Source organism: Rhizobacter sp. J219 (assembly GCF_024700055.1).
Lineage (GTDB): Bacteria > Pseudomonadota > Gammaproteobacteria > Burkholderiales > Burkholderiaceae_C > Rhizobacter.
On sequence record NZ_JAJOND010000001.1, the window covers coordinates 3,055,439 to 3,078,641 of the forward strand.

General features: G+C 68.6%; 20 protein-coding genes and 1 pseudogene. 11 read left to right on the plus strand and 10 right to left on the minus strand.

Annotation, left to right across the window (positions count from 1 at the left end):
- Positions 1 to 35: 35 nt before the first annotated feature.
- The 3 genes and pseudogenes from LRS03_RS14080 to LRS03_RS14090 all read right to left on the minus strand — a co-directional run bounded on the left by LRS03_RS14080 (position 36) and on the right by LRS03_RS14090 (position 3,747).
- Positions 36 to 989 (minus strand): Bug family tripartite tricarboxylate transporter substrate binding protein, encoded by a 954-nt coding sequence (locus LRS03_RS14080; protein ID WP_257826150.1) that lies wholly within the window; start codon positions 987 to 989, stop codon positions 36 to 38.
- A gap of 115 nt (positions 990 to 1,104) precedes the next feature.
- Positions 1,105 to 1,841 (minus strand): annotated as a pseudogene (locus LRS03_RS14085) (FadR/GntR family transcriptional regulator).
- An 85-nt stretch (positions 1,842 to 1,926) separates the two neighbouring features.
- Complete coding sequence (locus LRS03_RS14090) at positions 1,927 to 3,747, minus strand: pectate lyase (RefSeq protein ID WP_257826151.1); 1,821 nt, start codon at positions 3,745 to 3,747, stop codon at positions 1,927 to 1,929.
- 295 nt (positions 3,748 to 4,042) lie between these two features.
- Here LRS03_RS14090 and LRS03_RS14095 point away from each other — a divergent pair, with 295 nt between their 5' ends.
- From LRS03_RS14095 to garD, 8 genes are all read left to right on the plus strand, one after another.
- Entirely contained in the window at positions 4,043 to 4,861 is an 819-nt protein-coding gene (locus LRS03_RS14095; RefSeq protein ID WP_257826153.1) for an NAD-dependent epimerase/dehydratase family protein, read from the plus strand.
- Positions 4,862 to 4,897: 36 nt separating this feature from the next.
- Positions 4,898 to 5,854, plus strand: a complete 957-nt coding sequence (locus LRS03_RS14100) for a TRAP transporter substrate-binding protein (protein WP_257826155.1) — start codon at positions 4,898 to 4,900, stop codon at positions 5,852 to 5,854.
- A 41-nt stretch (positions 5,855 to 5,895) separates the two neighbouring features.
- Complete coding sequence (locus tag LRS03_RS14105; RefSeq protein ID WP_257826156.1) at positions 5,896 to 6,384, plus strand: TRAP transporter small permease; 489 nt, start codon at positions 5,896 to 5,898, stop codon at positions 6,382 to 6,384.
- A 67-nt stretch (positions 6,385 to 6,451) separates the two neighbouring features.
- Positions 6,452 to 7,735: a TRAP transporter large permease gene (locus LRS03_RS14110; protein WP_257826157.1), complete on the plus strand. Its 1,284-nt coding sequence runs from the start codon at positions 6,452 to 6,454 to the stop codon at positions 7,733 to 7,735.
- A 7-nt stretch (positions 7,736 to 7,742) separates the two neighbouring features.
- Positions 7,743 to 8,753 (plus strand): lactonase family protein, encoded by a 1,011-nt coding sequence (locus LRS03_RS14115; RefSeq protein ID WP_257826159.1) that lies wholly within the window; start codon positions 7,743 to 7,745, stop codon positions 8,751 to 8,753.
- A gap of 187 nt (positions 8,754 to 8,940) precedes the next feature.
- Entirely contained in the window at positions 8,941 to 10,029 is a 1,089-nt protein-coding gene (locus LRS03_RS14120; protein WP_257826161.1) for a porin, read from the plus strand.
- Positions 10,030 to 10,086: 57 nt separating this feature from the next.
- Entirely contained in the window at positions 10,087 to 11,067 is a 981-nt protein-coding gene (locus LRS03_RS14125; protein ID WP_257826162.1) for a Bug family tripartite tricarboxylate transporter substrate binding protein, read from the plus strand.
- A gap of 7 nt (positions 11,068 to 11,074) precedes the next feature.
- The gene (gene garD, locus LRS03_RS14130) at positions 11,075 to 12,715 is read left to right on the plus strand and encodes a galactarate dehydratase (RefSeq protein WP_257826163.1); all 1,641 of its coding nucleotides are present in this window, start codon (positions 11,075 to 11,077) and stop codon (positions 12,713 to 12,715) included.
- Between the two features lie 3 nt (positions 12,716 to 12,718).
- On the opposite strand, the gene LRS03_RS14135 is transcribed toward garD, so the two are convergent.
- The 7 genes from LRS03_RS14135 to LRS03_RS14165 form a co-directional block, all read right to left on the minus strand.
- Positions 12,719 to 13,627: a hypothetical protein gene (locus tag LRS03_RS14135; RefSeq protein ID WP_257826164.1), complete on the minus strand. Its 909-nt coding sequence runs from the start codon at positions 13,625 to 13,627 to the stop codon at positions 12,719 to 12,721.
- Positions 13,628 to 13,640: 13 nt separating this feature from the next.
- Positions 13,641 to 14,186 carry a DUF1697 domain-containing protein gene (locus LRS03_RS14140; RefSeq protein WP_257826165.1) on the minus strand — a complete coding sequence of 182 codons (546 nt, stop codon included), beginning with the start codon at positions 14,184 to 14,186 and terminating at the stop codon, positions 13,641 to 13,643.
- Between the two features lie 84 nt (positions 14,187 to 14,270).
- On the minus strand, positions 14,271 to 14,786 hold the full coding sequence (locus LRS03_RS14145; RefSeq protein ID WP_257826167.1) for an OsmC family protein: 516 nt from the start codon (positions 14,784 to 14,786) through the stop codon (positions 14,271 to 14,273).
- A 12-nt stretch (positions 14,787 to 14,798) separates the two neighbouring features.
- Positions 14,799 to 15,425, minus strand: coding sequence for a hypothetical protein (locus LRS03_RS14150; RefSeq protein WP_257826168.1), 627 nt, complete (start codon positions 15,423 to 15,425; stop codon positions 14,799 to 14,801).
- A gap of 52 nt (positions 15,426 to 15,477) precedes the next feature.
- Positions 15,478 to 16,818, minus strand: a complete 1,341-nt coding sequence (gene gudD, locus LRS03_RS14155) for a glucarate dehydratase (RefSeq protein ID WP_257826169.1) — start codon at positions 16,816 to 16,818, stop codon at positions 15,478 to 15,480.
- A gap of 3 nt (positions 16,819 to 16,821) precedes the next feature.
- The gene (locus LRS03_RS14160) at positions 16,822 to 17,784 is read right to left on the minus strand and encodes a Bug family tripartite tricarboxylate transporter substrate binding protein (protein ID WP_257826170.1); all 963 of its coding nucleotides are present in this window, start codon (positions 17,782 to 17,784) and stop codon (positions 16,822 to 16,824) included.
- Positions 17,785 to 17,898: 114 nt separating this feature from the next.
- Positions 17,899 to 18,930, minus strand: coding sequence for a LacI family DNA-binding transcriptional regulator (locus LRS03_RS14165; RefSeq protein WP_257826172.1), 1,032 nt, complete (start codon positions 18,928 to 18,930; stop codon positions 17,899 to 17,901).
- A 521-nt stretch (positions 18,931 to 19,451) separates the two neighbouring features.
- On the opposite strand from LRS03_RS14165, the gene LRS03_RS14170 reads away from it, so the two are divergent.
- The 3 genes from LRS03_RS14170 to LRS03_RS14180 are packed head-to-tail and all read left to right on the plus strand — an operon-like array spanning position 19,452 to position 23,202.
- Positions 19,452 to 20,261, plus strand: coding sequence for a hypothetical protein (locus LRS03_RS14170; protein WP_257826174.1), 810 nt, complete (start codon positions 19,452 to 19,454; stop codon positions 20,259 to 20,261).
- Complete coding sequence (locus tag LRS03_RS14175; RefSeq protein ID WP_257826176.1) at positions 20,258 to 22,183, plus strand: caspase family protein; 1,926 nt, start codon at positions 20,258 to 20,260, stop codon at positions 22,181 to 22,183. The genes LRS03_RS14170 and LRS03_RS14175 overlap by 4 nt, the downstream gene beginning before the upstream one ends.
- A complete protein-coding gene (locus tag LRS03_RS14180; protein WP_257826178.1) occupies positions 22,180 to 23,202 on the plus strand; it encodes an AAA family ATPase in 1,023 nt (340 codons plus the stop codon). The genes LRS03_RS14175 and LRS03_RS14180 overlap by 4 nt, the downstream gene beginning before the upstream one ends.
- The last annotated feature ends 1 nt before the right edge of the window (position 23,203 follow it).

A 23,203-nucleotide genomic window follows, 5' to 3' on the forward strand; every position in this document is an offset into this window, starting at 1 on the left:
CCTTCGGTTGTCTCTTGTGTTCGTGTCGTGGGCCGTCAGTCGAGCTTCACGTTGCCCTCGGCCACCACCTTGGCCCACTTGGCCCGCTCGCGCTCGAAGAAGGGGCCGAAATCGGCCGGCGCGATGAGCGCCACCTCCGCGCCCTGCGAGGCCAGGCGCTGCTGGATCTCGGGCGACTGGATGATGCGCGCGAGTTCGGTTGCCACGCGCGATACCACCGCAGGCGGCGTGGCCGCTGGCATCAGCACGCCCTGCCAGGTGCCCGATTCGAAGCCCGCGATGCCCTGCTCGGCGATCGTCGGCACCTCGGGCAGCAACGGCACGCGCGACTTCTTCGACACGCCCAGCACCTTGAGCTTGCCCGACTGCACGAAGGGCAGCGTCGCGAGCATGCCGTTCATCACCACGTGCGTCTGGCCGGCGACGGTGTCACCCACCGCCTGCGAACCGCCCTTGTACGGGATGTACTCCCACTTGGCCTTCGTCGCCTTCTCGACGGCCACGCCGGCCAGGTGCGGCGCGCTGCCCATCGCGGTGACGGCGAAGTCGATCTTTTCCTTCTGCGACAGCGCGACCAGTTCCTTCAGGTTGTTGGCCTTCACCGACGGGTGCACCACCAGCAGGTGCGGCGAGTAGGCGAGCATCGAGACACCGCGCAGGTCTTTCGACGGGTCGTACGGCAGCTTCAGGTAGACCGAGGGCGAAATCGCGAGCGCCCCCACGTCGCACAGCAGCAGCGTGTGGCCGTCGGTGCTCTTGGCGACGAAGTCGGTGCCGGTGTTGCCGTTGGCGCCGGGCTTGTTGTCCACGATGACCGTCTGCTTCAGCGCTTCCGACAGCGGCTGGCTGATGGCGCGGGCAATGATGTCGGACGAGCCGCCCGGCGGGTAGGGCACCACGATGCGCAGCGGCTTGTCGGGCCAGCCCTGGGCGAGCGCGGAAGCGGAAGACGCGGCCAGCACGGCGGCGGCGAGCAAGGGCTTGAGCATGTGGTCTCCTGGTGTGGGGCGGTGGATCTGCCTTGTTGTATGTCATCGTACAACTGAGCGAGTGACCCTGCAATGCGTAGTGCCCACATCACGCCCCCGCAGGCGCGAAGGCGGTTCAGCCCTGCCCGGCGGCCATCGCGCGCCGGCGGCGCTCGCGGCTGTTGGTGAGGTGGGTGCGCATCGCCGCGCGGGCCGCTTCGGCGTCTTGCGCGGCGATGGCGTCGTAGATGCTTTCGTGCTCGCGGTGCACGCGCCGCAGGTACTCCAGGCGCTCGGCGTCCTCGGAACGCTCGGGCTGCAGGCGCACGCGGGGAATGGCGGTGATGCCCAACGCGCCGATCAGGTCGGCATAGCGCGGGTTCTGAGTGGCTTTCGAGAGCCGGAGTGGAAGACGAAGTCAGCCGCGACCGCATCACGCCCCGCCTCCACCGCGGCACCGAATTCATCGAGCGCCTGGCGCATCACCGCCAGGTTCTCGTCGGTGCGCCGCTGCGCGGCGAGTGCCGCAGCTTCGGTCTCCACGCCGATGCGCAGCTCGAGCACTGCGATCACGTCGCGCAGCGTGGCGAGCTGCTCGGGGCCGACGCGGAAGCCACTCGCATCGCCGAGGCCGACGACGAAGGTGCCGATGCCGTGGCGCGTCTGCACCACGCCCGAGGCCTGCAGCTTCGACAGGGCCTCGCGCACCACGGTGCGGCTGACGCCGAAAGTTTCCATGATGGCCGCCTCGGTCGGCAGCTTGGCGCCGATCTCCAGCGCACCGGCGCGCACTTGCTCGGTGAGGGCATCGACGAGGTCCAGCGCCAGGTTGCGGGGTTTGGAGCGCTTGCTGGCCGCGGCGGGCAGGTTCATTCGGGGCGGGACACTGGTTGTATGACGACGTGAATGTAGCGCGGCCCGGCACGCTGCGCTGCCGGGCCAGACCCTCAGAACATGATCACGGTGTCGCGGTCACCGGCGACACATACGAGATCAGCCGCCCCATGTTCGCCACCCAGTTGGCGGTGGAGATGCCCAGCGGCTGCTCCCTCACCACGTAGGGGTCGATGCGCGGCGGGTCGGCCGCGTCGTAGGGCGAGGTGTCGTACACGTCGCCCACGTGCTTGCTCATGTACTCGTTGCCCAGGTGCGGCGTCGAAGGGCCGTTGCCCTTGTACGGGTTGGTGACCTGCGGCAGCCGCGTGAGCCAGTGGTTCTTGCTGCCGAGGTCGTCGACCACCGCCTGCGCCTGCGCTTCGGTCACGCTCGGCGTGGTCATCACCGCGCCCACGTAGAGGTCGGCGAAGTCGACCTCGCGGATCGAGAAGTACTTCGGCAACGCACGCGCCTTTTTGTTGTGCAGTGGCGAACGCGCCACCAGGTCGGCCACCTGCGCATCGGTCATCGCGTTCAGCTGCTCGTAGGTGGCGCGCATGCCGGCGATGTTGATGTTGCGGCCGGCCGAGTAGTGGCTCGGCGTCGCGCGGTGGTCGCTGCTGAAGTAGTAGGCGCCGTTCCAGATGTTGGAGCCGTAGCGGTGCACGAAGCGGCCCTGGTTGGTGCCGAGTTCGATGAAGGTCGGGTGCGTGCGGCCACCGCCCAGCAGCGGGTTGTCGGCAATCTGCTGCGGCGTCAGGCGGCAGGTCTCCAACCACGCCAGCGCCTCCGGCACCCGCGCCAGGTACTTGCGGTCGCCGGTGAGGCGGAAGTAGTTGAAGAGCTGCTGCACGTTGGTCTGCGTGGTGTGCGTGGCCAGCGAGCGCGGCTCGTAGCTGCGCGCACCGGCGGGCGCGCCGGCGGGGCGGCCGCCTCGGTCGGTGGCCAGGTGCTGCAGGCCCCAGCCGGCCTGCGGGCCGGGCTGCTGCAGGCGGCGCAAGCACTCCATCGCGCGGTGGATGTAGGGCACGAGGTGCGTCGCGCCCAGGCCCACCACGCACATCAGCAGGAACTTGATGTTCTCGCCGGCCACGTCGTCGTTGAAGGTGACCATCGTGGTGTAGTCGCCGTCTTCCATGCCCTGCTGGGCCCCGGCGGGCAGCTGCTCGGGGTTGGGCAGCGGCATCGACGAGATCGCGTTCGGGTTCACCGGCCAGCGCTGCGGCCAGCCGCCATCGGCCACGCCGCCCTTGAACTGCGCCGCCAGCACGAAGCCGATCGCCTTCAGCACCGGCACGAGGAAGCGCGGGTCGCGTTTCTCGAGGTACATGCGCAGCAGGAACTGCGACGACACCGCCGTGCCCGCGTCGTCGAAGGTTGCGTTGCCGTAGTAGTGCTGGAACTCCTCGAGCCGCCAGCCGTTGGCGCCGATGGTCGTGTACCACTGGCGCAGCGAGCGTTCGCCTGCGAAGTCGTAGATGTAGTTCCAGCCCCCGGCCGGGTGCTGGGCCTCGACGAGGGCCCGCGCGGTGCGGTGCGCGGCCTCGTAAAAGTATTCCGAGCCGGTCGCGTGATACGCGTCGAGGAAGGCGTGGCCGGCGGTCGGCGTGCCGGGCGGCTGGATCCAGCACATGGTGCGCTTGGCCTCCATCTCGCCCCAGACGGTCGAGAAGTCGGGCAGGTACTGCCACACGTAGCCGCCGCGGTACGACACGGTCTCATTCATGAACTTCGCGGCGCGTTTCATCGCGTCGAGCGCGGCTGCCCGCGTGCCGGTGGCCGGCGGCGGCGGCGTCGTGCCGGCCTGCAGGGCCTCGGCACGTTCGCCCTCGGCCACCGTCGCCTGCGCCTCGTCCTCGCCCCCGCCACAGGCGGTCAGCGCCGCCGGGGCCAGGCTGGACATCACAAACATTCTTCGTTGCATGGGGTTGTCTCCTCTGTGGGTTGATCTACGTTGTCAGTCATCGTATGACTGAGCGGCGGAGTGTGCGTTTGAGCACAACTTTTCGCCAAGCGGTGACCCCTCCGTGCAGCGGGGCATCCCTGGAAATCAGGGTAAGCCCGCTATGAGCCCGACCTGTCCATCAACGACGATCTCTGTTGTACGACAACCTACAACACGGGTCAGCGGCACGCCAGGTGTTTCGCGGCCGCGTCTTCCCCACGACCCTTCTCGACGCACGACTTCGACGACCGCCATGCCTGCTGCCGCCACGCCTTTGCGCTTTTCCCGCTTGTTGATGACCGGCGCGGCCGGCGGCCTGGGCCGCGAGTTGCGCGGCCGTCTGAAGGCCTATTGCGACACGCTGCGCCTGTCCGACATCGCCGACCTGGGCAACGCCGCGGCCGGCGAGGAGCTGCGCCCCGCCCGCCTCGAAGACCGCGCCGCGGTGCTCTCGCTGCTGGAAGGCGTGGACGCGGTGGTGCACCTGGGCGGCGTCTCGACCGAGCAACCCTTCGACCTCATCCTGCAGGCCAACATCGTCGGCACCTACAACCTCTACGAAGCCGCGCGCAAGCAGGGCGTGAAGCGCATCGTGTTCGCCAGCAGCAACCACGTCACCGGCTTCTACCGGCAAGACGAGGTGATCGATGCCAACGCGCCGCTGCGCCCCGACGGCCACTACGGCATCTCCAAGGCCTACGGCGAGAACCTCTCGCGCTACTACTGGGACCGCTTCGGCATCGAGACCGTCTGCCTGCGCATCGGGTCCTCCTTCCCCGAGCCGAAAGACCGCCGCATGCTGGCCACCTGGATGAGCTACGACGACCTGGAGCGCCTGGTGATGGCAAGCCTCACCGCACCGGTGGTCGGCCACAGCATCGTCTACGGCATGTCCGACAACGCCACCACCTGGTGGGACAACACCCAGGCCCGGCACATCGGCTACCGCCCGCAGGACAGCTCCGACGTGTTCCGCGCCGCGGTGGAGGCACGTCACCCGACGCTCGACCCCAACGACCCCGCTGTCATCTACCAGGGCGGTGCCTTCACGCGCACCGGCCCGTTCGAATAAGCCACGACACACCCCACTTCCATCAGGAGACACGAGATGAAAAAACTGATCGCATTGGCCGCCCTGCTCGCGCTCGGCGCCGCCCAGGCCACCGAGTTCCGCTCCTCCGACATCCACCCCGAGGACTACCCGACCGTGCTGGCCGTGCGCCACATGGGCGAGCTGATCGCCAAGGCCACCAACGGCAAGCACAGCGTGAAGGTCTTCGCCAAGTCGGCCCTCGGCGCCGAAAAAGACACCATCGAGCAGACCAAGCTGGGCGCGCTTGCGATGACGCGCGTCAACGTGGCGCCGATGAACAACATCTGCCCGGCCACCATGGTGCCGACGATGCCCTTCCTGTTCCGTTCGACCGAGCACATGCGCAAGGTGCTCGACGGCGCCATCGGCGACGAGATCCTGAAGGACTGCGAGGCGCAGGGTTTCATCGGCCTCGCCTTCTACGACTCCGGCTCGCGCTCGATCTACTCCGTGAAGAAGCCGGTCAAGAGCATCGCCGACACCAAGGGCATGAAGATCCGCGTGCAGCAGAGCGACCTATGGGTGGCGCTGATGGGCGCGATGGGCGCCAACGCCACGCCGATGCCCTTCGGCGAGGTCTACACCGCGCTCAAGACCGGCCTCGTCGACGCCGCCGAGAACAACTACCCGAGCTACGAGAGCAGCCGCCACTTCGAGGTCGCCAAGTACTACAACAAGACCGACCACTCGATGGCCCCGGAGATCCTGCTCTTTTCCAAGCGCGTGTGGGACACCCTGCCGCCTGCCGAGCAGAAGATCATCCGCGACGCCGCGAAGGAGTCGGTGGGCTACATGCGCAAGCTCTGGGACGAGCGCGAGGCCAAGTCGCTCGCCACCGTGAAGGCCGGCGGCGCCGAGATCGTGGAAGTGGACAAGGCCTCGTTCCAGTCGGCCATGAAGCCGGTGTACGACAAGTTCCTCACCGACCCGAAGCTGCAGGCGATGGTCAAGCGCATCGGCGAAGTGAAGTGAGCCGCCCCGCGATCTGACCGAGACGACAAGAAGTTTTTTCCATGTACACCCGACTCTGCGCCGCCATCGCGCGGCTGTGCCTGCGCGTGGGCGTGGCCGGCCTCGTGCTGCTGGTCATCGCCGTGCTCCACCAGGTGATCGGCCGCTACGTGTTCAACGACACCCCCACCTGGGCCGAAAGCTCGGCCGTGCTGCTGGTGCTCTACGTGACCATGCTCGGCATGGCGGTGGGCGTGCGCGATGCGGGGCACATCGGGCTGGAGAGCTTTCTCGCACTCGCACCCGACTGGTTGCGACTCAAGATGGAACTCCTGATCCATGTGCTGGTGCTCGTGTTCGGGCTGCTGATGGCGTGGAACTGCGGGCTGCTCGCCGAGAGCGTGTCGGGCTACAAGATCCCGACGCTCGGCGTGTCGGAAGCCTTCAAGTACGCACCGCCGGCGCTCGCCGGGGTGCTGATCACGATGTTCTCCATCGAGCACATCATTGCGCTGCTCAAGGGTGAAGAGGTGGTTCCGTCATGGCACTGACCACGCTCAGGGACATGACACTCCCCTCGGGGGACGGGGTGCGAAGCACACCAGGGGGCCAACAACCATGGCATTGACCATCCTCTGCGTCAGCTTCATCGTCCTGCTCTTGCTGGGCGTGCCGGTGGCGTTTTCCATCGGGCTCTCGTCGCTCGCGACCATCCTGTACGAAGGCCTGCCGCTCGCGGTGGGCTTCCAGCAAATGATCTCGGGGATGAACCCGTTCTCGTTCCTCGCGATCCCGTTCTTCATCTTCGCCGGCGAAATCATGATGTACGGCGGCATCGCCGACAAGATCATCGACTTCGCCAAAGCCGTGGCCGGCCATGTGCGCGGCGGCCTGGGCATGAGCAACGTGCTCGCCTGCACGCTCTTCGGTGGCGTGAGCGGCTCGCCGGTGGCCGACGTGTCGGCGATGGGCGCGGTGCTGATCCCGCAGATGAAGAAAGAAGGCTACGACGCCGACTACGCGGTCAACGTGACCACGCATGCGTCGCTGGTGGGCGCACTGATGCCCACCTCGCACAACCTCATCATCTTCACGCTCGCGGCGAGCGGCAAGGTGAGCATCGCAGCGCTCATCCTCGCGGGCATCGTGCCGGCGATCATCCTCACCGTGTGCAACCTGGCGGCGGCCTACTTCGTGGCGGTCAAGCGCGGCTACCCGGCCGGCACCTTCCCCGGCTGGGCGATCGTGTGGCAGTCGTTCGCACTCTCGCTGCCGGGCCTGCTGGTGGTGGTGATCATCATCGCGGGCATCCTCTCGGGCGCGTTCACCGCCACCGAGTCGGCCTCGGTCGCGGTGATCTGGGCGCTCTTCCTCGCGGCCATCGTCTACAAGCGGCTCACCCGCGAGCAGTTCCTGAAGGCGGCCGCGAAGGCGGTGAAGACCACCGGCACCGTGCTGCTGCTGATCGGCATCAGCTCGATGTTCGGCTACCTGATCGGCCTCTACGGCGTGGCCGAACTCACCGGCAAGGCAATCGCCTCGATGACGACGACACCGTGGGTGGTGTTCCTGTGGGTCAACCTGATCCTCTTCGTGCTGGGCACCTTCCTCGACATGGCGGCGACCATCCTGATCTGCACGCCGATCTTCCTGCCCATCTGCCAGCAGTACGGCATGACGACCGAGCAGTTCGGCATCGTCATGCTCATCAACTGCGCGCTCGGCCTCAACACACCGCCCGTGGGCACCACGCAGTTCGTCGGCTGCACCATCGGCGAGGTCTCGGTGGGCACGGTGATGAAGACCATCTGGCCCTTCTACGGCGCGCTGATCTTCGCGCTGATGCTCGTGACCTACGTGCCGGGGTTCGCGATGTGGCTGCCCAACCTGATCCTCAAGTGAACACGGCATGGGCACGGTGATCTACGTCAGCAATGCCGACAGCGGCGACATCTCCGTGGTGTCGCTGGACGAGGCCACCGGCACGCTCGCCACGCTGCAGACCGCCGAGGTCGGCGGCATGGTGATGCCGCTCGCCATCAGCCCCGACCGGCGCTTCCTGTATGCGGCGCGCCGCAGCGAGCCGCTCGCAGTCGTGGCCTTCGGCGTCGACCACCACACCGGCCGGCTCACCAAGATCGGCGAAGCGCCGCTGCCCGACAGCATGGCCTACCTCTCGACCGACGAGACCGGCCGCTGGCTCTTCAGCGCCTCCTACGGCGGCAACCTCGTCGCCGTCAGCCCCATCGGCGCCGACGGGCGGCCGAGGCCGTCGACGCAGCAGATCCCCACCGCCCCCAAGGCGCACTGCATCCGGGCCCTGCCCGGCAACCGGCATGTGCTCGCCACCTCGCTCGGCGGCGGCCTGGTGATGCAGTTCCGCTTCGATGCCGACACCGGCACGCTGCAGCCCAACATGCCCTACCCGCTTGCGATGCGCACCGAGTCGGGCCCGCGCCACCTCGCCGTTCACCCGCATGCGCCGTGGGTGGTGCTGCTCAACGAGCTCGACGCGAGCCTCGACGTGCTGGCGCTCGATGCCGCGCACGGCACGCTCACGCCGCATCACACGCAGCGCACGCTCGCCCCCGGTTTCAGCGGCGAGCCCTGGGCCTCTGAACTGCGCTTCACGCCCGACGGCCGTTTTCTCTACACCAGCGAGCGCCGCTCCTCCACGCTCGCTTCGTTTGCGGTCGACGCCACGAGCGGCGACCTCACTCCGCTCGGCCACACCGCCACCCAGGCCCAGCCGCGCGGTTTCTCCATCACGCCTTCGGGCCGCTTCCTCATCGCGGCGGGCCAGGTTTCGCATCGCCTCAGCGTGTACCGGATCGACGCCGACACCGGCGCGCTGACCCTCACGGCCGAGCACGACGCCGGTCGCAACCCCAACTGGGTCGAAACCCTGTCGCTCACGTGAAGCACATCACCCGCACCCGACGCGCGCCGCAAGCCGCGCGCGCGCTCAACCGGCCCGGCTGAGCGCCAGCACGCGCCCCACCGTTTTCACCACCCCGGGCGACATGGTTCCGAGCGCCCGGGCAGGGCTCGCTTTGCCCGAATTTTTTCCACGGGCCGCCACAACATTCCATGTCGAGGAGCAATTCGTGCACACCCCCTTCAAGATCTCCCTGCTGACCGCCGCCGCGCTGCTCGCGGCCGGCACCGCCCAGGCCCAGTCGAGCGTCGTGCTCTACGGCCTGATCGATTTGGCCGTTGACCACTACAAGGCCGGCAGCGCCTCTGGCGCCGGCAACGTGTGGAAGTTGAACGACGGCGTCGTCAACGGCCTCAACGGCTCGCGCTGGGGCGTGCGCGTGAGCGAAGACTTGGGCGGCGGCCTCAAGGCCAACGCCGTGCTCGAGAGCGGCCTCAGCGCCGACACCGGCGCCCTCGGCCAGGGCGGCCTCGCCTTCGGCCGCCAGGTGTTCGTCGGCTTCTCCCAGGCCTCGCTCGGCGAGCTGCGCGTGGGCCGCCAGTACATCCTCTCCGACTCGGTGATGGGCATGACCAACCCTTACGGCAACGCCTCGGTGGCCAACCCCGGCACCGCCAGCACCAACGCCGGGCGCAACCTGCCGCTGTGGCTGAACGCCCCGCGCGCCAACAACGTGGTGCAACTGGCCACGCCCAACCTCGGCGGCTTCACCGGCAGCGTGCAGATCGCCCCCGGCGAAGGCACGGCCGACCGCTTCCACGGCGTCAAGCTCGGCTTCGGCCGCGGCGCGCTCAACATCGCCGCCTCCTACGAGTGGAACGAGTCGCGCACCACCGGGGCCGACGTCAACAAGTCCTTCACCTTCGGCGCCAACTACAACTTCGGGCCGCTGAAGCTCCTGGGCGGCATCCAGATGAACCAGGATCTGGCGCTCGGCTCGGGCAACGGTGCCTTCACCGGCGCCAACCTGATCGTCACCCACGCCGGCCCGAGCTTCACCGCCGACGAGATCAACGGCTACACGCTGGGCGTGCAGGTGCCGGTGGACCGCTTCACCTTCGGGGCCAATTACACCGGCGTGAAGTACGAGAACGCCGCCGGCGCCAACGCCACGCTCGGCAAGGCGGCCCTCATGGGCTGGTACACCCTGTCCAAGAGCACGTTTCTCTATTCCGGCCTATCGTTCTCCACCGGCGACCTGAAGGACTACATCGCCGAGAACCGCGTCTTCCAGGCCGGCATCCGCATGGCCTGGTGATTCGCACCGGGCGCCGCCCGTGCGTGGGCGGCGCCTTGATTCCAAAAGGAGACTTCCATGCACCGCCGCCACCTGTTGACCGCCGTCCTCGCTTCGTCCACTGCCCTGCTCCATGCGCCGCTCGCCTTCGCGCAGGACGCCTGGCCGAGCAAACCGATCCGCATCGTCGTGCCCTTCGCGGCCGGCGGCACGAGCGACGTGCTGGCGCGCCTCATCGGCGACAAGCTGCAGGCCTCGCTCAAGCAGACGGTGCTGGTGGAGAACAAGGCCGGCGCCGGCGGTGTGATCGGCGCCGACGCGGTGGCCAAGTCGCCCGCCGATGGCTACACGCTGCTGCTGGGCACCATCGCCAGCCACGCCATCAACCCGGCGCTGCAGCCCAGGATGCCCTACAACGCGCTCACCGATTTCTCGCAGGTCATCCTGCTCGGCAGCATCTCCAACGTGCTGTTGGTCGGCGCGACGCAGCCTTACAAGACCGTGGCCGACGTGATCGCCGCCGCGAAGAAGTCACCGGGCAGCCTGAGCTTCGCCTCGGCCGGCCAGGGCAGCTCGCAGCACATGTCGGGCGAGCTCTTCAAGCTGCTCGCCGGCGCCGACATCACGCACGTGCCCTACAAGGGCAGCGCGCCCGCGATTCAAGACGTGATCGGCGGCCAGGTGCCGATGAGCTTCGAGACGGTGACGGTGGCCATGCCGCACATCCAATCGGGCAAGGTGCGTGCGCTGGCCGTGACCTCGGCCAAGCGAAGCGCCGCGCTGCCGGACACGCCCACGCTGCAGGAAGCCGGCGTCGCGGGCTTCGACGTGGCGAGCTGGCAGGCCTTCTATGCGCCGGCCGGCACGCCGCCCGCCATCGTCGGCAAGCTCAACGCCGAGATCGAGAAGATTCTCAACATGCCCGACGTGAAGGCGCGCCTCGACGGCCTGGGCCTCGTGCACACCGCCAACACGCCGGAGCAGTTCACCGCCTTCAGCAAGTCCGAGATCGCGAAATGGACCCGCGTCGCCAAGGAAGGCAAGGTCAAGCTCGATTGAGGCCGACATGAGACCGCCGCTTCTGATCACCATGCACGGCCGCGACAACGTGGCCATCGTCGCCAACGACGGCGGCCTGCCCGCAGGCACGGTGCTGCCTTCGGGGCTGACGTTGGTCGACAAGGTGCCTCAGGGCCACAAGGTGGCACTCGTCGACCTCAAGGCCGGCGACGAAGTGCGCCGCTACGACGTGCCCATCGGCCGTGCCGCGAAAGACATTCCTGCCGGCAGCTGGGTGCACGAGCGCCTGCTGCAGATGCCCGAAGCGCGCTCGCTCGACGGTCTGCCCAAGGCCACGGTCAAGCCGGCGCCGGCCGAGCCGCTCGCGGGCTACACCTTCGAGGGTTACCGCAACGCCGACGGCTCGGTGGGCACGCGCAACATCCTCGGCATCACCACCACCGTGCAGTGCGTGGCCGGCGTGCTCGACTTCGCGGTGAAGCGCATCAAGGCCGAGCTGCTGCCGAAGTACCCGAATGTCGACGACGTGGTGGGCCTGGAGCACACCTATGGCTGCGGCGTGGCGATCGACGCGCCCGATGCGGTGATCCCCATCCGCACGCTGCGCAACATCAGCCGCAACCCCAACTTCGGTGGCGAGGTGATGGTGGTGAGCCTGGGCTGCGAGAAGCTGCAGCCCGAACGGCTCTTGCCGCCGGGCACGATGACGACACCCCGCTCTACGAGTACGTCGAGCGACCCTCCCGGAGGGTCGGGCCTTGCTTGGGGCGGCCCGGCGCAGCGGCCCGTCATCGCCATCGTCGATGAACGGCAGGAGGCCGAACCGCTCGACGTGGTGTGCCTGCAAGACGAAGCGCACATCGGTTTCATGTCGATGATCGACGACATCATGCAAACCGCCGAGCGCCATCTGCAGCGGCTCAACGCACGCAAACGCGAGACGGTGTCGGCGAGCGAACTCGTGGTCGGCGTGCAGTGCGGCGGCAGCGATGCCTTCAGCGGCGTGACGGCCAACCCGGCGGTCGGCTTCTGCACCGACCTGCTGGTGCGTGCCGGCGCCACCGTGATGTTCAGCGAGAACACCGAGGTGCGCGACGGCATCGCCCAGCTCACCGCGCGCGCTACCACGCCCGAGGTGGCCGACGCGATGATCCGCGAGATGGCCTGGTACGACGCCTACCTGAAGCGCGGCAGCGTCGACCGCAGCGCCAACACCACGCCGGGCAACAAGGCCGGTGGCCTCTCCAACATCGTCGAAAAGGCGATGGGCTCCATCGTCAAGAGCGGCAGCGCGCCGATCAGCGGCGTGCTCTCGCCGGGCGAGAAGCTCACGCAGAAAGGCCTGGTCTATGCCGCCACGCCGGCGAGCGATTTCATCTGCGGCACGCTGCAGCTCGCCGCCGGCATGAACCTGCACGTCTTCACCACCGGCCGCGGCACCCCCTACGGCCTGGCCGAGTGCCCGGTGATCAAGGTGGCCACGCGCAGCGACCTCGCGCGCCGCTGGCACGACCTGATGGACGTGAACGCCGGCCGCATCGCCGATGGCGAGGCGACGATCGAAGACCTGGGCTGGGAACTCTTCCACCTGATGCTCGACGTGGCGAGCGGCCGCAGGAAGACCTGGGCCGAGCAGTGGAAGCTGCACAACGCCTTGGTGCTCTTCAACCCGGCGCCAGTGACCTGAGAATCACGAACGCGCGAGGGAAAACGCGCGCCGGGTCGTCCTGCCATTCATGAAGTCGTGGGTGATGAGGCCGAATTCGGCGCCGTCATCGGCGGGCAGCACGATCCAATGGAAGCGGCGCGTTTGCTCGTCGAACATGAAGTTCTGGTGCACCAGCAAGCCCTCGTCCTGCACGCCCAGATCTTTTTCGCGGACCGTGAGCCGCTGGGGCCCTGGGTACATCTGCACCTCGTACCTCCACCGTGGGCCCGCGTGCGACCCGACCTCCAGACGCCCTCGGATGAGGCGCGGGCTTCCATCCGCGTGGGTGGAGAACCCGAACGTCCGTTCCAACGGGGATTCGACAACGTGCAACGGGGCACTGGCGTCGCATGGGTTCAGCACAACCGCCTGCCGCGCCTGGCCGATGTGGTCGACGACCATGATGGCGTCGCCGCCCTCGCTCACGACGACCTCGCGTGAAGCATTGCGCTCCGGCCGCGCCGGTGGCAGCCGGGCCGCACAGACCTGGCCGGCCCTCCTCGGTTGGGCCGGCGGCGCGAGGCTGATGCGGCCGCGCGCCATGTCGAGCTGGACCGTCTTGCGATCGCGCCACGCAGCCATGTCCGCCTCGGAGTCGAACGACAGCGCGTCTTCCTTCCTTGCGGCGATGCCTCGGTCGGTCAGGGACAGGTGCCACAGCTCGACGGCGATACGGCTGGTCACGTACCCGGAGCCGTGCCCACCCAAGGGGTTGAACGCACCGCGTTGATGGTCCACGGCCACGACCACACGGAAGTGATCTGCATCGATGGGCCGCGCCACGACGACGCTGTACGACTTGAAGCGCTCCAGCGTGTTGAGTGCTGCGGGAACCACGCACCCCTGCAGCCCCACGAGGATAGCGACGGCAAGTATTCGAATCGTCTTCATGTCGATGATGTTCTCAGTCGGCGTGTTTCGCGAGCAGGCGGCGGACGGTACCGATCGCCCGCGTGGTCCAGGCTAGACCCGTCGTGCGTTCGAGAAAGAGATTGGGGCTGCCGGGGCTGGCACCACGTTTCCAGCAGACGCAGAGCGCGTTTCCGTCTTTCAGCGACAGGAGGCGCACGTCTCCCTTGGGGTTGTCCAGCGGCAGGCGACCCGGCGCCACGACCTTGCGGTCGCACGCGAAGGAGAGCCCGTACTCGTAGACCTCATCGGGGTCGTAGGGCTTGAACACGCGCGACTCGACGAGAGGTACCAGCTCGTCGAGCGAACGCACGCAGCCCGGCTCGACCAGGTCGCATTCGACGGCGAGAAGCTTCAGCGCCTTGCGCAACACCCGGTCGGCAGCGGCGAGCGAGCGCGCGCAGAACACCACGGTGCCATTGGTCTGGAACGACTGCGGCGCGATCGCGCCGGCCGCTTCCATTGCCGCTTCGAGCTGCGCCCGAGTGGGCGCACCTGGCCGCCCGAGGTTCACGTTGCGCAGGAAGGCGGCGAACTTCACGGCGGGTCGCGATGGTGCTGCGGCAGCTGCGGGTCGGCCATCAGCGGCAGCCGCCGTTGGCCCTCGATCGCCGCCATCGCCCGCTCAGCGGCCGATCTCGACCGTGGTGCCCAGCGGCACCGCGCGGCGCAAGGCATCGGCCACGGGTGAATGTTGCTCGGCCCAGTCAACGAGCGCCTGCAGCTGCTCGGCCGATGCCCCGTCGGCCGCGAGCCGCACGTGGGCGCGCACCCTCAGCGGGCCAGGCGGCACCTCGGCCAGGCCGAGCAGGCCACGGTCGTTGGAATCGCTGTCGACGGTGACCTCCAGCCGGGTCAGCGTGATGCCGGCCTGCGCCGCACGCAACGCGATCATCGAGGCGTTGCAGTTGGCGAGCGCCGCACGCAGCAGCCAGCCAGGGGTGGGCGCACTGCCACCACCGCCCACGGCCTTGGGCATCTCGCTCACCAATGTGGCGCCGCTGGGGCCTTCAGTCTGGAAGCGCAGACCGCCTTGCCAGACGGCCACGGCGGTCGAGTCGGTCATGAGCCCAAGCTCGGGGTGTTGCGTGAAATGCTCGATGACGCCGGCCAGGGCTTCGCGGATGTGGCTGTTGCTCATGGTGCCTCCTGTTCAGGCGCGGCCGGCCTGCAAGGTGCGTTGGAATTCGGGCGCGGTCAGCACCTTCGAAACGAGATCGTTCAGGGTCGTCTGCAGGCTGCGGGTGTAGTCGTCGACACCGAAGTGGAGCCATCGGGCGTTCACCGGCGAACGGCCAACGAACGTGTCCTGCCAGACCGCCTGCCCGGAGTCACGCTCGACCAGCGCAACCTGCACCGCCATCACCATCTCGAACTTGATGCTCATGTAGCCGCTCTCGGCAATGCGCTCATCGAGACGATGGATCGTCACGCGTAGTGCCAGTGCCGAGTCGGCCAGTGCCGCAATCCCGGCCTGCTTCATGCCGGCCTCGAAGGCCTGCTGCGTGTATTCCCCGAGCGGCCGATCCGCGGCCCATACCCCCGACATGACCTGGGCACGGCCGTTTCGTTTGTTGACCAGCACACGCTTGTCCTGGCGATAGCGTGCGTCATCCACGACGACGCCCGACACCTCCATGCCGCTCAACAGGCCTGGCGGCATCGGCAAGCGCAAGGACTCTGGTTGGTAGCGATAGACGCCCTCTGTGCGTGTGAGGGCGCAGCCCGTCAGGACGGGCAGCATCAGCAGCATCACTGCTGAGACAAGCATTCGCAGCATGGTGTCTCGGGAGGATGGGAAGGCCGCCAGTGTATCGACGGGCCTTCCTCGATCACCTCACCAGGCAGGGCCGCTTGGGGTCGAACTTCCAGTTGGGGATCAGGTACTGCATCGCGATCGCGTCGTCGCGCGCGCCGAGGCCGTGCTGCTTGTAGAGCGCATGCGCCTTCTCCACCTCGGCCATGTCGAGCTCGATGCCGAGGCCCGGCTTCTTCGGGACCTGCACATGGCCGCCCACGATCTTGAGCGGATCTTTCGTCAGACGCTGGCCGTCCTGCCAGATCCAGTGCGTGTCGATCGCGGTCACGCGGCCCGGGGCGGCGGCGCCGACGTGGGTGAACATCGCCAGCGACACATCGAAATGGTTGTTCGAATGCGAGCCCCAGGTGAGGCCCCAGTCGCGGCAGGTCTGCGCCACGCGCACCGAGCCGGCCATGGTCCAGAAATGCGGGTCGGCGAGCGGGATGTCGACCGACTGCAGGCTGAGTGCGTGCGTGAGCTGGCGCCAGTCGGTGGCGACCATGTTGGTGGCCGTGGGCAGGCCGGTGGCGCGGCGGAACTCGGCCATCACCTCGCGGCCCGAGAAGCCGTCTTCGGCGCCGCAGGGGTCTTCGGCGTAGGCGATCACGCCGCGCATGTCGCGCATCAGGCGGATCGCGTCGCGCAGAAGCCAGCCGCCGTTGGGGTCGAGCGTCACACGCGCTTCGGGAAAGCGCTCGTGCAACGCAGTGACGGCTTCGACTTCGGCCTCGCCGGCGAGCACGCCGCCCTTGAGCTTGAAGTCGTTGAAGCCGTAGCGCTCGTGTGCGGCCTCCGCGAGCCGCACGATCGCGGCCGGGGTCATCGCGGCCTCATGGCGCAGGCGCTGCCAATCGTCGGCATCGGCCGGCTCGTCTTTCGGGGAGGCGTACGGCAGGTCGCACTTGTTGCGGTCGCCGACGAAGAAGAGGTAGCCCAGCATCTCGACCGACTCGCGCTGCTGGCCTTCGCCGAGCAGCGCCGCCACCGGCAGGTCGAGGTGCTGGCCCAGCAGGTCGAGCAGCGCCGATTCGATGGCGGTCACCACATGGATGGTGGTGCGCAGGTCGAAGGTCTGCAGGCCGCGGCCACCGGCGTCGCGGTCGGCGAAACGCTCGCGCACTCCGCGCAGCAGGCGCTGCACGTCGCCCACCGGCTGGCCGACGATGAGCGGGGACGACTCTTCGAGCGTCTGTCGGATCTTCTCGCCGCCCGGCACTTCGCCCACGCCGGTGCGGCCGGCGTTGTCGGTGAGCATGACGAGGTTGCGGGTGAAGAACGGCGCATGCGCGCCGCTCAGGTTGAGCAGCATGCCGTCGCGCCCGGCGACGGGGATGACGCGCATCTGCGCGACACGAGGGGTGTCTTGCTTCATGGCTCAGTCGGCGGTGATCTTGCGCGTCTCGATCAGCTTCTTCCAGCGTGCGGATTCATCGGTCTGGAAGACGGCGAACTGCTCGGGCGTGTTGGCCACGACCTCGATACCGATCTTGGCGAAATCAGCCTTGACCTGCGCATCGTTGAGCGACGCGACGATGGCCGCATGCAGCTTCGCCTTCACGTCGCCGGGCAGGCCCTTGGGCGCAGCGATGCCTTGCCACGAGTAGACGTCGACGCCCTTCACGCCGCTCTCAGCGAGAGTGGGCACGCTCGGCAACACGGCCGAGCGTTTGTCGCCGGTGATCGCGAGCGCGCGCAGCTTGCCGCTCTGGATGTGCTGCAGCACCGCGTTGACGTTCTGGAACGAGGCCTGGACCTGGCCGCCGAGCAGGTCCTGGATCGCGGGCGCGCCGCCCTTGTACGGCACGTGCGAGCCGGAGGTGCCGGTCTGCAACCAGAAGAGTTCGGCTGTGAGGTGGTCCGACGAGCCGTTGCCCGACGAGGCGAAGCTCATCTTGCCGGGCTCCTTCTTCAGCTCGGTGGTCACCTCGGCCACGCTCTTGAGCGGCGAGGCGGCGGGCACGACCAGCACGTTGGGCGCCTGCACGGCCACCGTCAGCAGGTCGAAGTCACGGCCGGCGTCGTAGGGCACGCCCTTGATCAGATGCGGCGCGATGACGAAGGGGCCGAGCGAGGACACGAGCACCGTGTAGCCGTCGGCCGGCGAGCGCTTGACCTGGCCGGTGCCGATGGTGCCGGTGGCGCCGGGCTTGTTGTCGACGATGACGTTGGTGCCGAGTTTTTCCTGCAGCTTGGGTGCGAGCACGCGGGCGAGCGAATCGGTCGAGCCGCCCGGCGGGAAAGGCACGAGCAGGGTGATCGGCTTGTCGGGCCAGGCCTGCGCCGGCATCGCGGTGAGGGCGGTGATCGAGAGGGCCAGGGCAGCGAGCAAGGGTTTCATCGGCGGGTCTCCTGTCAAGCGCGACCGACCATTTGGTAGCGCTTTCATTCAATATGGTAGCGCTACCGTACTGAAGCACGCGCATCCGATTTCGAGGGTTAACCCTCGGGTGGGTCAGCTGCTGCCGCGCTCGATGACCTGAAAGCCGAGGTCGACCACCTTGTCGACCACCGCCCGGCCCGCGGCCCGGTCGACGATGAAGCGTGCGGCCTGGCGGCCGATGCCGGTGCCGTCGATGCGCACCGTGCTCAGCGCGGGGTGGGTGTCGCCGGCAAAGGCGAGATCGCCGAAGCCGACGATCGACAGCCGCCCGGGCACGGCGAGGCCACGCGCGGCGGCTTCGGTCAGCACGCCCAGGGCGAGCAGGTCGGAGCTGCAGAACACACCGTCGACCTCGGGCGACGTGCGCAGCAGCTGCGCGAGACCGTCACGGCCGCTGCGCAAGGTGGTGGGGGCCGGCACGCGCAGCACCGGGATTTCGGCCTCGATCCCCAGCGCCCGGGCCTCGGCGATGAAGCCGCGGTTGCGGCGCTCGGCGCGCTCGTCGTCGCCGCTCAGCAGCGCGAGGTGCCGCCGCCCTTTCGCGTGCAGGTGGCGTGCCACGGCCGCGGCGGCGTCGGTGTGCGAGAAGCCCACCAGCATGTCGATCGGCGTGGGCGTCAGGTCCCAGGTCTCGACGACGGGGATGCCGCTCGCCAGCAGCCGCTTGCGCCCTTCGGCCGAATGCATGATGCCGGTGAGCACGATGCCGTCGGGGCGGCGGCCGATGATGGCGTCGAGCAGCGCGTCTTCGCGCGAGGCGGTGTAGCCGCTCTGGCCGAGCATCAGCTGGTAGCCGGCGGCATCGAGTCCGTGCGTCAGCGACTGCACCATCTCCATGAACACCGGGCCGGCGATGGTGGGCACCACCGCCGCGACGAGCCGGCTGCGCGACGAGGCCAAGCCGCCCGCCAGCCGGTTGGGCACGTAGCCGGTGCGGGCGACGGCGTCGCGCACACGCTCCAGCGTCTCCTTCGCCACCTGCTCCGGCGTGTTGAGCGCGCGTGAGGCGGTGATGGGCGACACGCCGGCCAGCCGCGCCACGTCTCCCAGGGTGATGGCCCCGCCACCGCGGCGGCGGCGCGGGCGTGTCAGAGGCTCGTCCATGCCGCGCAGTGTAGGGCGGTGACACCGCTATCAGACCTGCGGCCCGCCCCGCGCAAGCGCCGCATGATGAATTTGCGGGATTGCCGGCACCCCGAGGCCCCGGTACAAGCGCCGATGGCGCAGCGCGCAGGAGGCGAACGTGGCACAGGGCACCATCCTTTTCGTCCATGGCACCGGGGTTCGTCTGAAGGACTACCGCAAGAGCTTCAGCGACGCCCAATGGCTCGCGGCCGAGGCCGGCATCACCGCCAGGCTCGTCGAATGCGCCTGGGGCGACCCGCTCGGCGTGCAGTTCCAGGGCCTGAGCCTGCCCGATCCGCCCACCGCTGAAGAGCTTCGCACGCGATGGCGAAGACTTCGCGCGCTGGAGCTGCCTCTTCGCCGATCCGCTTTTCGAGCTGGACAAGCTCGCCATCCGCGACCCGGCCCAGGCGCAGCAGAAGAAGCTGCCGCCCGGCAAGCTCGCGCCTTGGCAGGAGCTGCTCAACAAACTGCGCGCCTACCCGCCCTCCAACGAGCTGGTGCTGCTGCTGCGCCGCGGCGGGCTCGAAGCGCTGTGGCCACGCGCCTGGCCGGTGGTGATGGTGACGGCCGAGGTCACGCCGCTCGCCTTCCAGCACTCGGCCCACGAGCTGCCGGAGGCGGCCGCCGCCACCGCCCGCGCCCTCGTCGCACAGCTGCACCTCGAGGCCCAGGCCGCGGGGCTCGCCGGGCCGAGCCGCGTGCTGCGCGAGGCGCTCGTCAACCGCCTGATGGCCGACTGGGGCCAGCAGGTGCTCGCGCGCAGTGGCTTCTTCGCGCGCATGTTCAAGCGCATGGCGACCTCGGCGCTGAAGGAGCATCGCCACAAGCTGAGCGCCGCGGTGGCCATGCCGGTGGGCGACATCCTGCTGTACCAGTCGCACGGCGCCGAGATCCGCCAGTTCATCCGCGACAAGGTCGAGCAGGCCGCGGCCGACGGCCCGGTGACGCTGCTCGCGCACAGCCTGGGCGGCATCGCCTGCTTCGACCTGATGGCCCTGCCCGACCCGCCGGCGGTCGACCGGCTCATCACCGTCGGCTCGCAGTCGCCCTTCTTCTACGAGCTGGGCGCGCTCACCTCGCTCAAGCCGCCGCAGCCGCTGCCCGAGCACTTCCCGCCCTGGCTCAACATCTTCGACCGCAACGACCTGCTGAGCTACCTGGGCGAGCGCCTGTTCGACGGCGTCACCGACCAGGAGGTCGACTCCGGCCAGCCCTTCCCCGATTCGCACAGCGCCTACTTCAACAACGAAGAGGTGTGGAAGGCGGTGCGCGACTTCAAAGGCCAGCCCAAAGGCAAGCGGCCGTGACACCGATCCGCGCCCTGGTCGTCGGCATCGAGGCCTACGACCACCCCGACTGGAACGTGCCGGGCCCGGCCACGGCCGCCTGCGCGGTCGCCGACTGGCTGCTCGGGCTCGGCGAGAAGGTGCCGCTCACGCTCGACCTCTTCCTCGGCCTGCGTGCACAGCTGCCCGAAGAAGAGCGGCAGACTCAAGCGCAGCGCCGCGATGCGCTGCTGGCTCGCCAGGGCAAAGGGTTCACGCTGCATGAACGCACCGACCTCAACGCGCTCGACACCTTCATCCGCAGAGACCTCGCCAAAGACTGCGCCGCCGGCACGCGGCTCGTCGTCTACTGGTCGGGCCACGGCTTCACCAGCAAGCGCGACAACGACCGCTACTTTTTCTGCAGCGACTACGACGAGCCGCTGCAGAACCGGGTGATCAACGCCTCGGACCTGCTGCGCCGGCTGCGCACACATGCGTTCAGCGGCTTCGACCAGCAGATCTTCCTGGCCGACGTGTGCGGCGTGTACGACAAACCCGCCCGCGAGGAACGCGAGGCCCACGACCAGCTCGGCACGCACCAGCTCGCCTACTTCGCCACGCCCGAAGGCGAATACGCGCACAGCTTCGACGCCGGCGGCATGTTCACGCGCGTCGTGCTCGACGTGCTGCACGGCCTCGGCGACCGCTGGCACGAGCAGGACGCACTGGCCGAGGGGCTGCGCGCCGGCTTCACGCGTGCCGACATCACGCCCTTCCGCATCTGGGGCCTGCGCGACCAGGAGGAGATGACCGAATCCGTCGCCGGCCGCGGCGCGGCGCCGGCGGGCACGGCGCTGTTCCGTTCGGTGCACACGCTGCTGCAGCACGATCTCGACGTGGTCGAGCGCGAGTTCAGGCCGCACTACCTGCGCACCGTGGCCCACCTGGGCGAGCCGCGGCTGGCCGGGGCGCAGGGGCTGGTGGGCGCACTACGCGAGTTGTCATCGATGCGCGATGCCGATGCGCTGCAGCCGGTGCCGCACGGGCTGATGCAGTTCCTCATGCGGCTCGCACGTGAGCCGCGGCTGCGCGAGCCGATCGGCCGGTGGCTCGACAAGGAAGCCAAGACGCAGCAGCACTCGCGCGACGAGATCGCCCGCCGGCTTGCCGAAGAAGACCGGCAGCAGATCCTGATGATCGAGGTGCAGCTCAACGCCGCCACGCGCGAGATCGCGTCGTACACCCCGCACCTGTGCACCGCCAGCGGCAGCTTCGCGCAGGGCGAGGGCTTGGAGGCGCAGGCCGTCTGCGGCTGGCCCGACTTCGAGGCCTCGCTGCAGACGCTCTTCGCCCGCTTCATCGTCGACGGCAGCTTCTCCAACCTGCAGATCCATTTCCTGGTGGACCCGCCGCTTTTCGACCGCCCCTTCTTCGACATCCCGATCGAGCCCGGCGGCTCGCCCATCGCCACCGAGACCGTGGTGCTGCTGCGGCACCGCCAGCGCATGGTCTCGTGCGATGCGCAGCTGCGCGAGAAGTGGATCGCCTACGCCGATGCGCTGCGCAGCAAGAAGCCGGCGCGCATCAAGTGGCTGGCCATCCACGGCGGCGCGGCCTTGCCCGGGGAGCAGGGGCTGTGCTACGCCGAGTTCAGCCTGCCGCACCCGGCGCAGCCGGGCGCGCAGAGCTGCCACCGCGAGAAAGACCAGCTCAAGCAGCTGCTCAAGCTCGGCGCCCCCTTCATCTACCTGCCGCATGCCGACCCGGGTGCTCAAGGCTGGGACACGGTACGCAACGACCTGCAAGGCCTGGTCAAGAAGCTGCCGCGCGTGGATGCGGTCGCCGACAAGTTCCGCGACGAGCGCATCCGCGGCAGTGCGGTGGCCAAGACCGCCTCGCTGCTGTGGGACGACCCGCTCTACAACCCATTCATGTCCACCCGAGGGGCCGACGACACATGAAAGACTGGAAGATCTTCACCGGCGAGGGCACGCCGCACGATGCCCTGAAGGACCTGCCGCCACCGCCGCCCTGGCGCTTCGCACGGCCGCAGCTCGCGCTCGACGTGAACGAAGCACGGCCGGCCGACGGCGGCGAGGCGCACCGCGCGCTGCCCTTCATCGTCAGCGAGCCGATGAAGCTCGCGGTCAACGCCGCGCTCTACCTGCGCCGCCCGCTGCTGCTGACCGGCAAGCCCGGCACCGGCAAGTCGACCCTCATCGCCAAGGTCGCGCACGAGCTCAAGCTCGGCCCGGTGCTGCGCTGGCCCATCAACTCGCGCTCCACCGTGCGCAGCGGCGTCTACGAGTACGACGCCGTGGCCCGCCTGCAGGCGAGCAAGGACAGCACGCCCGCCGTCGAGGAATATCTCAAGCTCGGCCCGCTCGGCACGGCGCTGATGGCCGAGCACTGGCCCCGCGCGCTCTTGATCGACGAGATCGACAAGTCCGACCTCGACTTCGCCAACGACCTGCTCAACGTGATCGAGGAAGGCGAGTACGAGATCGCCGAGCTGAGCCGCCTCGGCCACGACGGCGTGCAGGTGCGCGACGCCGACAAGCGCCTGGTCTCGGTGCCGCGCGGGCGCATCGTGTGCGACCAGTTCCCCTTCGTCGTGATGACCTCCAATGCCGAGCGCGAATTCCCGGCGCCCTTCCTGCGCCGCTGCGTGCGGCTGTCGATCGATCCGCCGAACCGCGAGCAGCTCGCCGCCATCGTCGACTCGCACCTCGCCCGCTACGTGCAAGCGCGCCCCGCCGGTGCGCCGCGCAAGGCGCCCAGCCGCGAAGACATCGACAAGCTCATCGCCGACTTCGACACCCAGCGCAAGGAGAACAAGGAAGTCTCGACCGACCAGCTGCTCAACGCGGTCTTCCTCACCGTCGCCGTGCGCGACAGCGAAGCCCGCAGCTTCACCCCCGACGAACTCACGCAGCTGCGCGCCCACCTGACCGAACCCCTGAGCGGCCCCGGCGGATGAC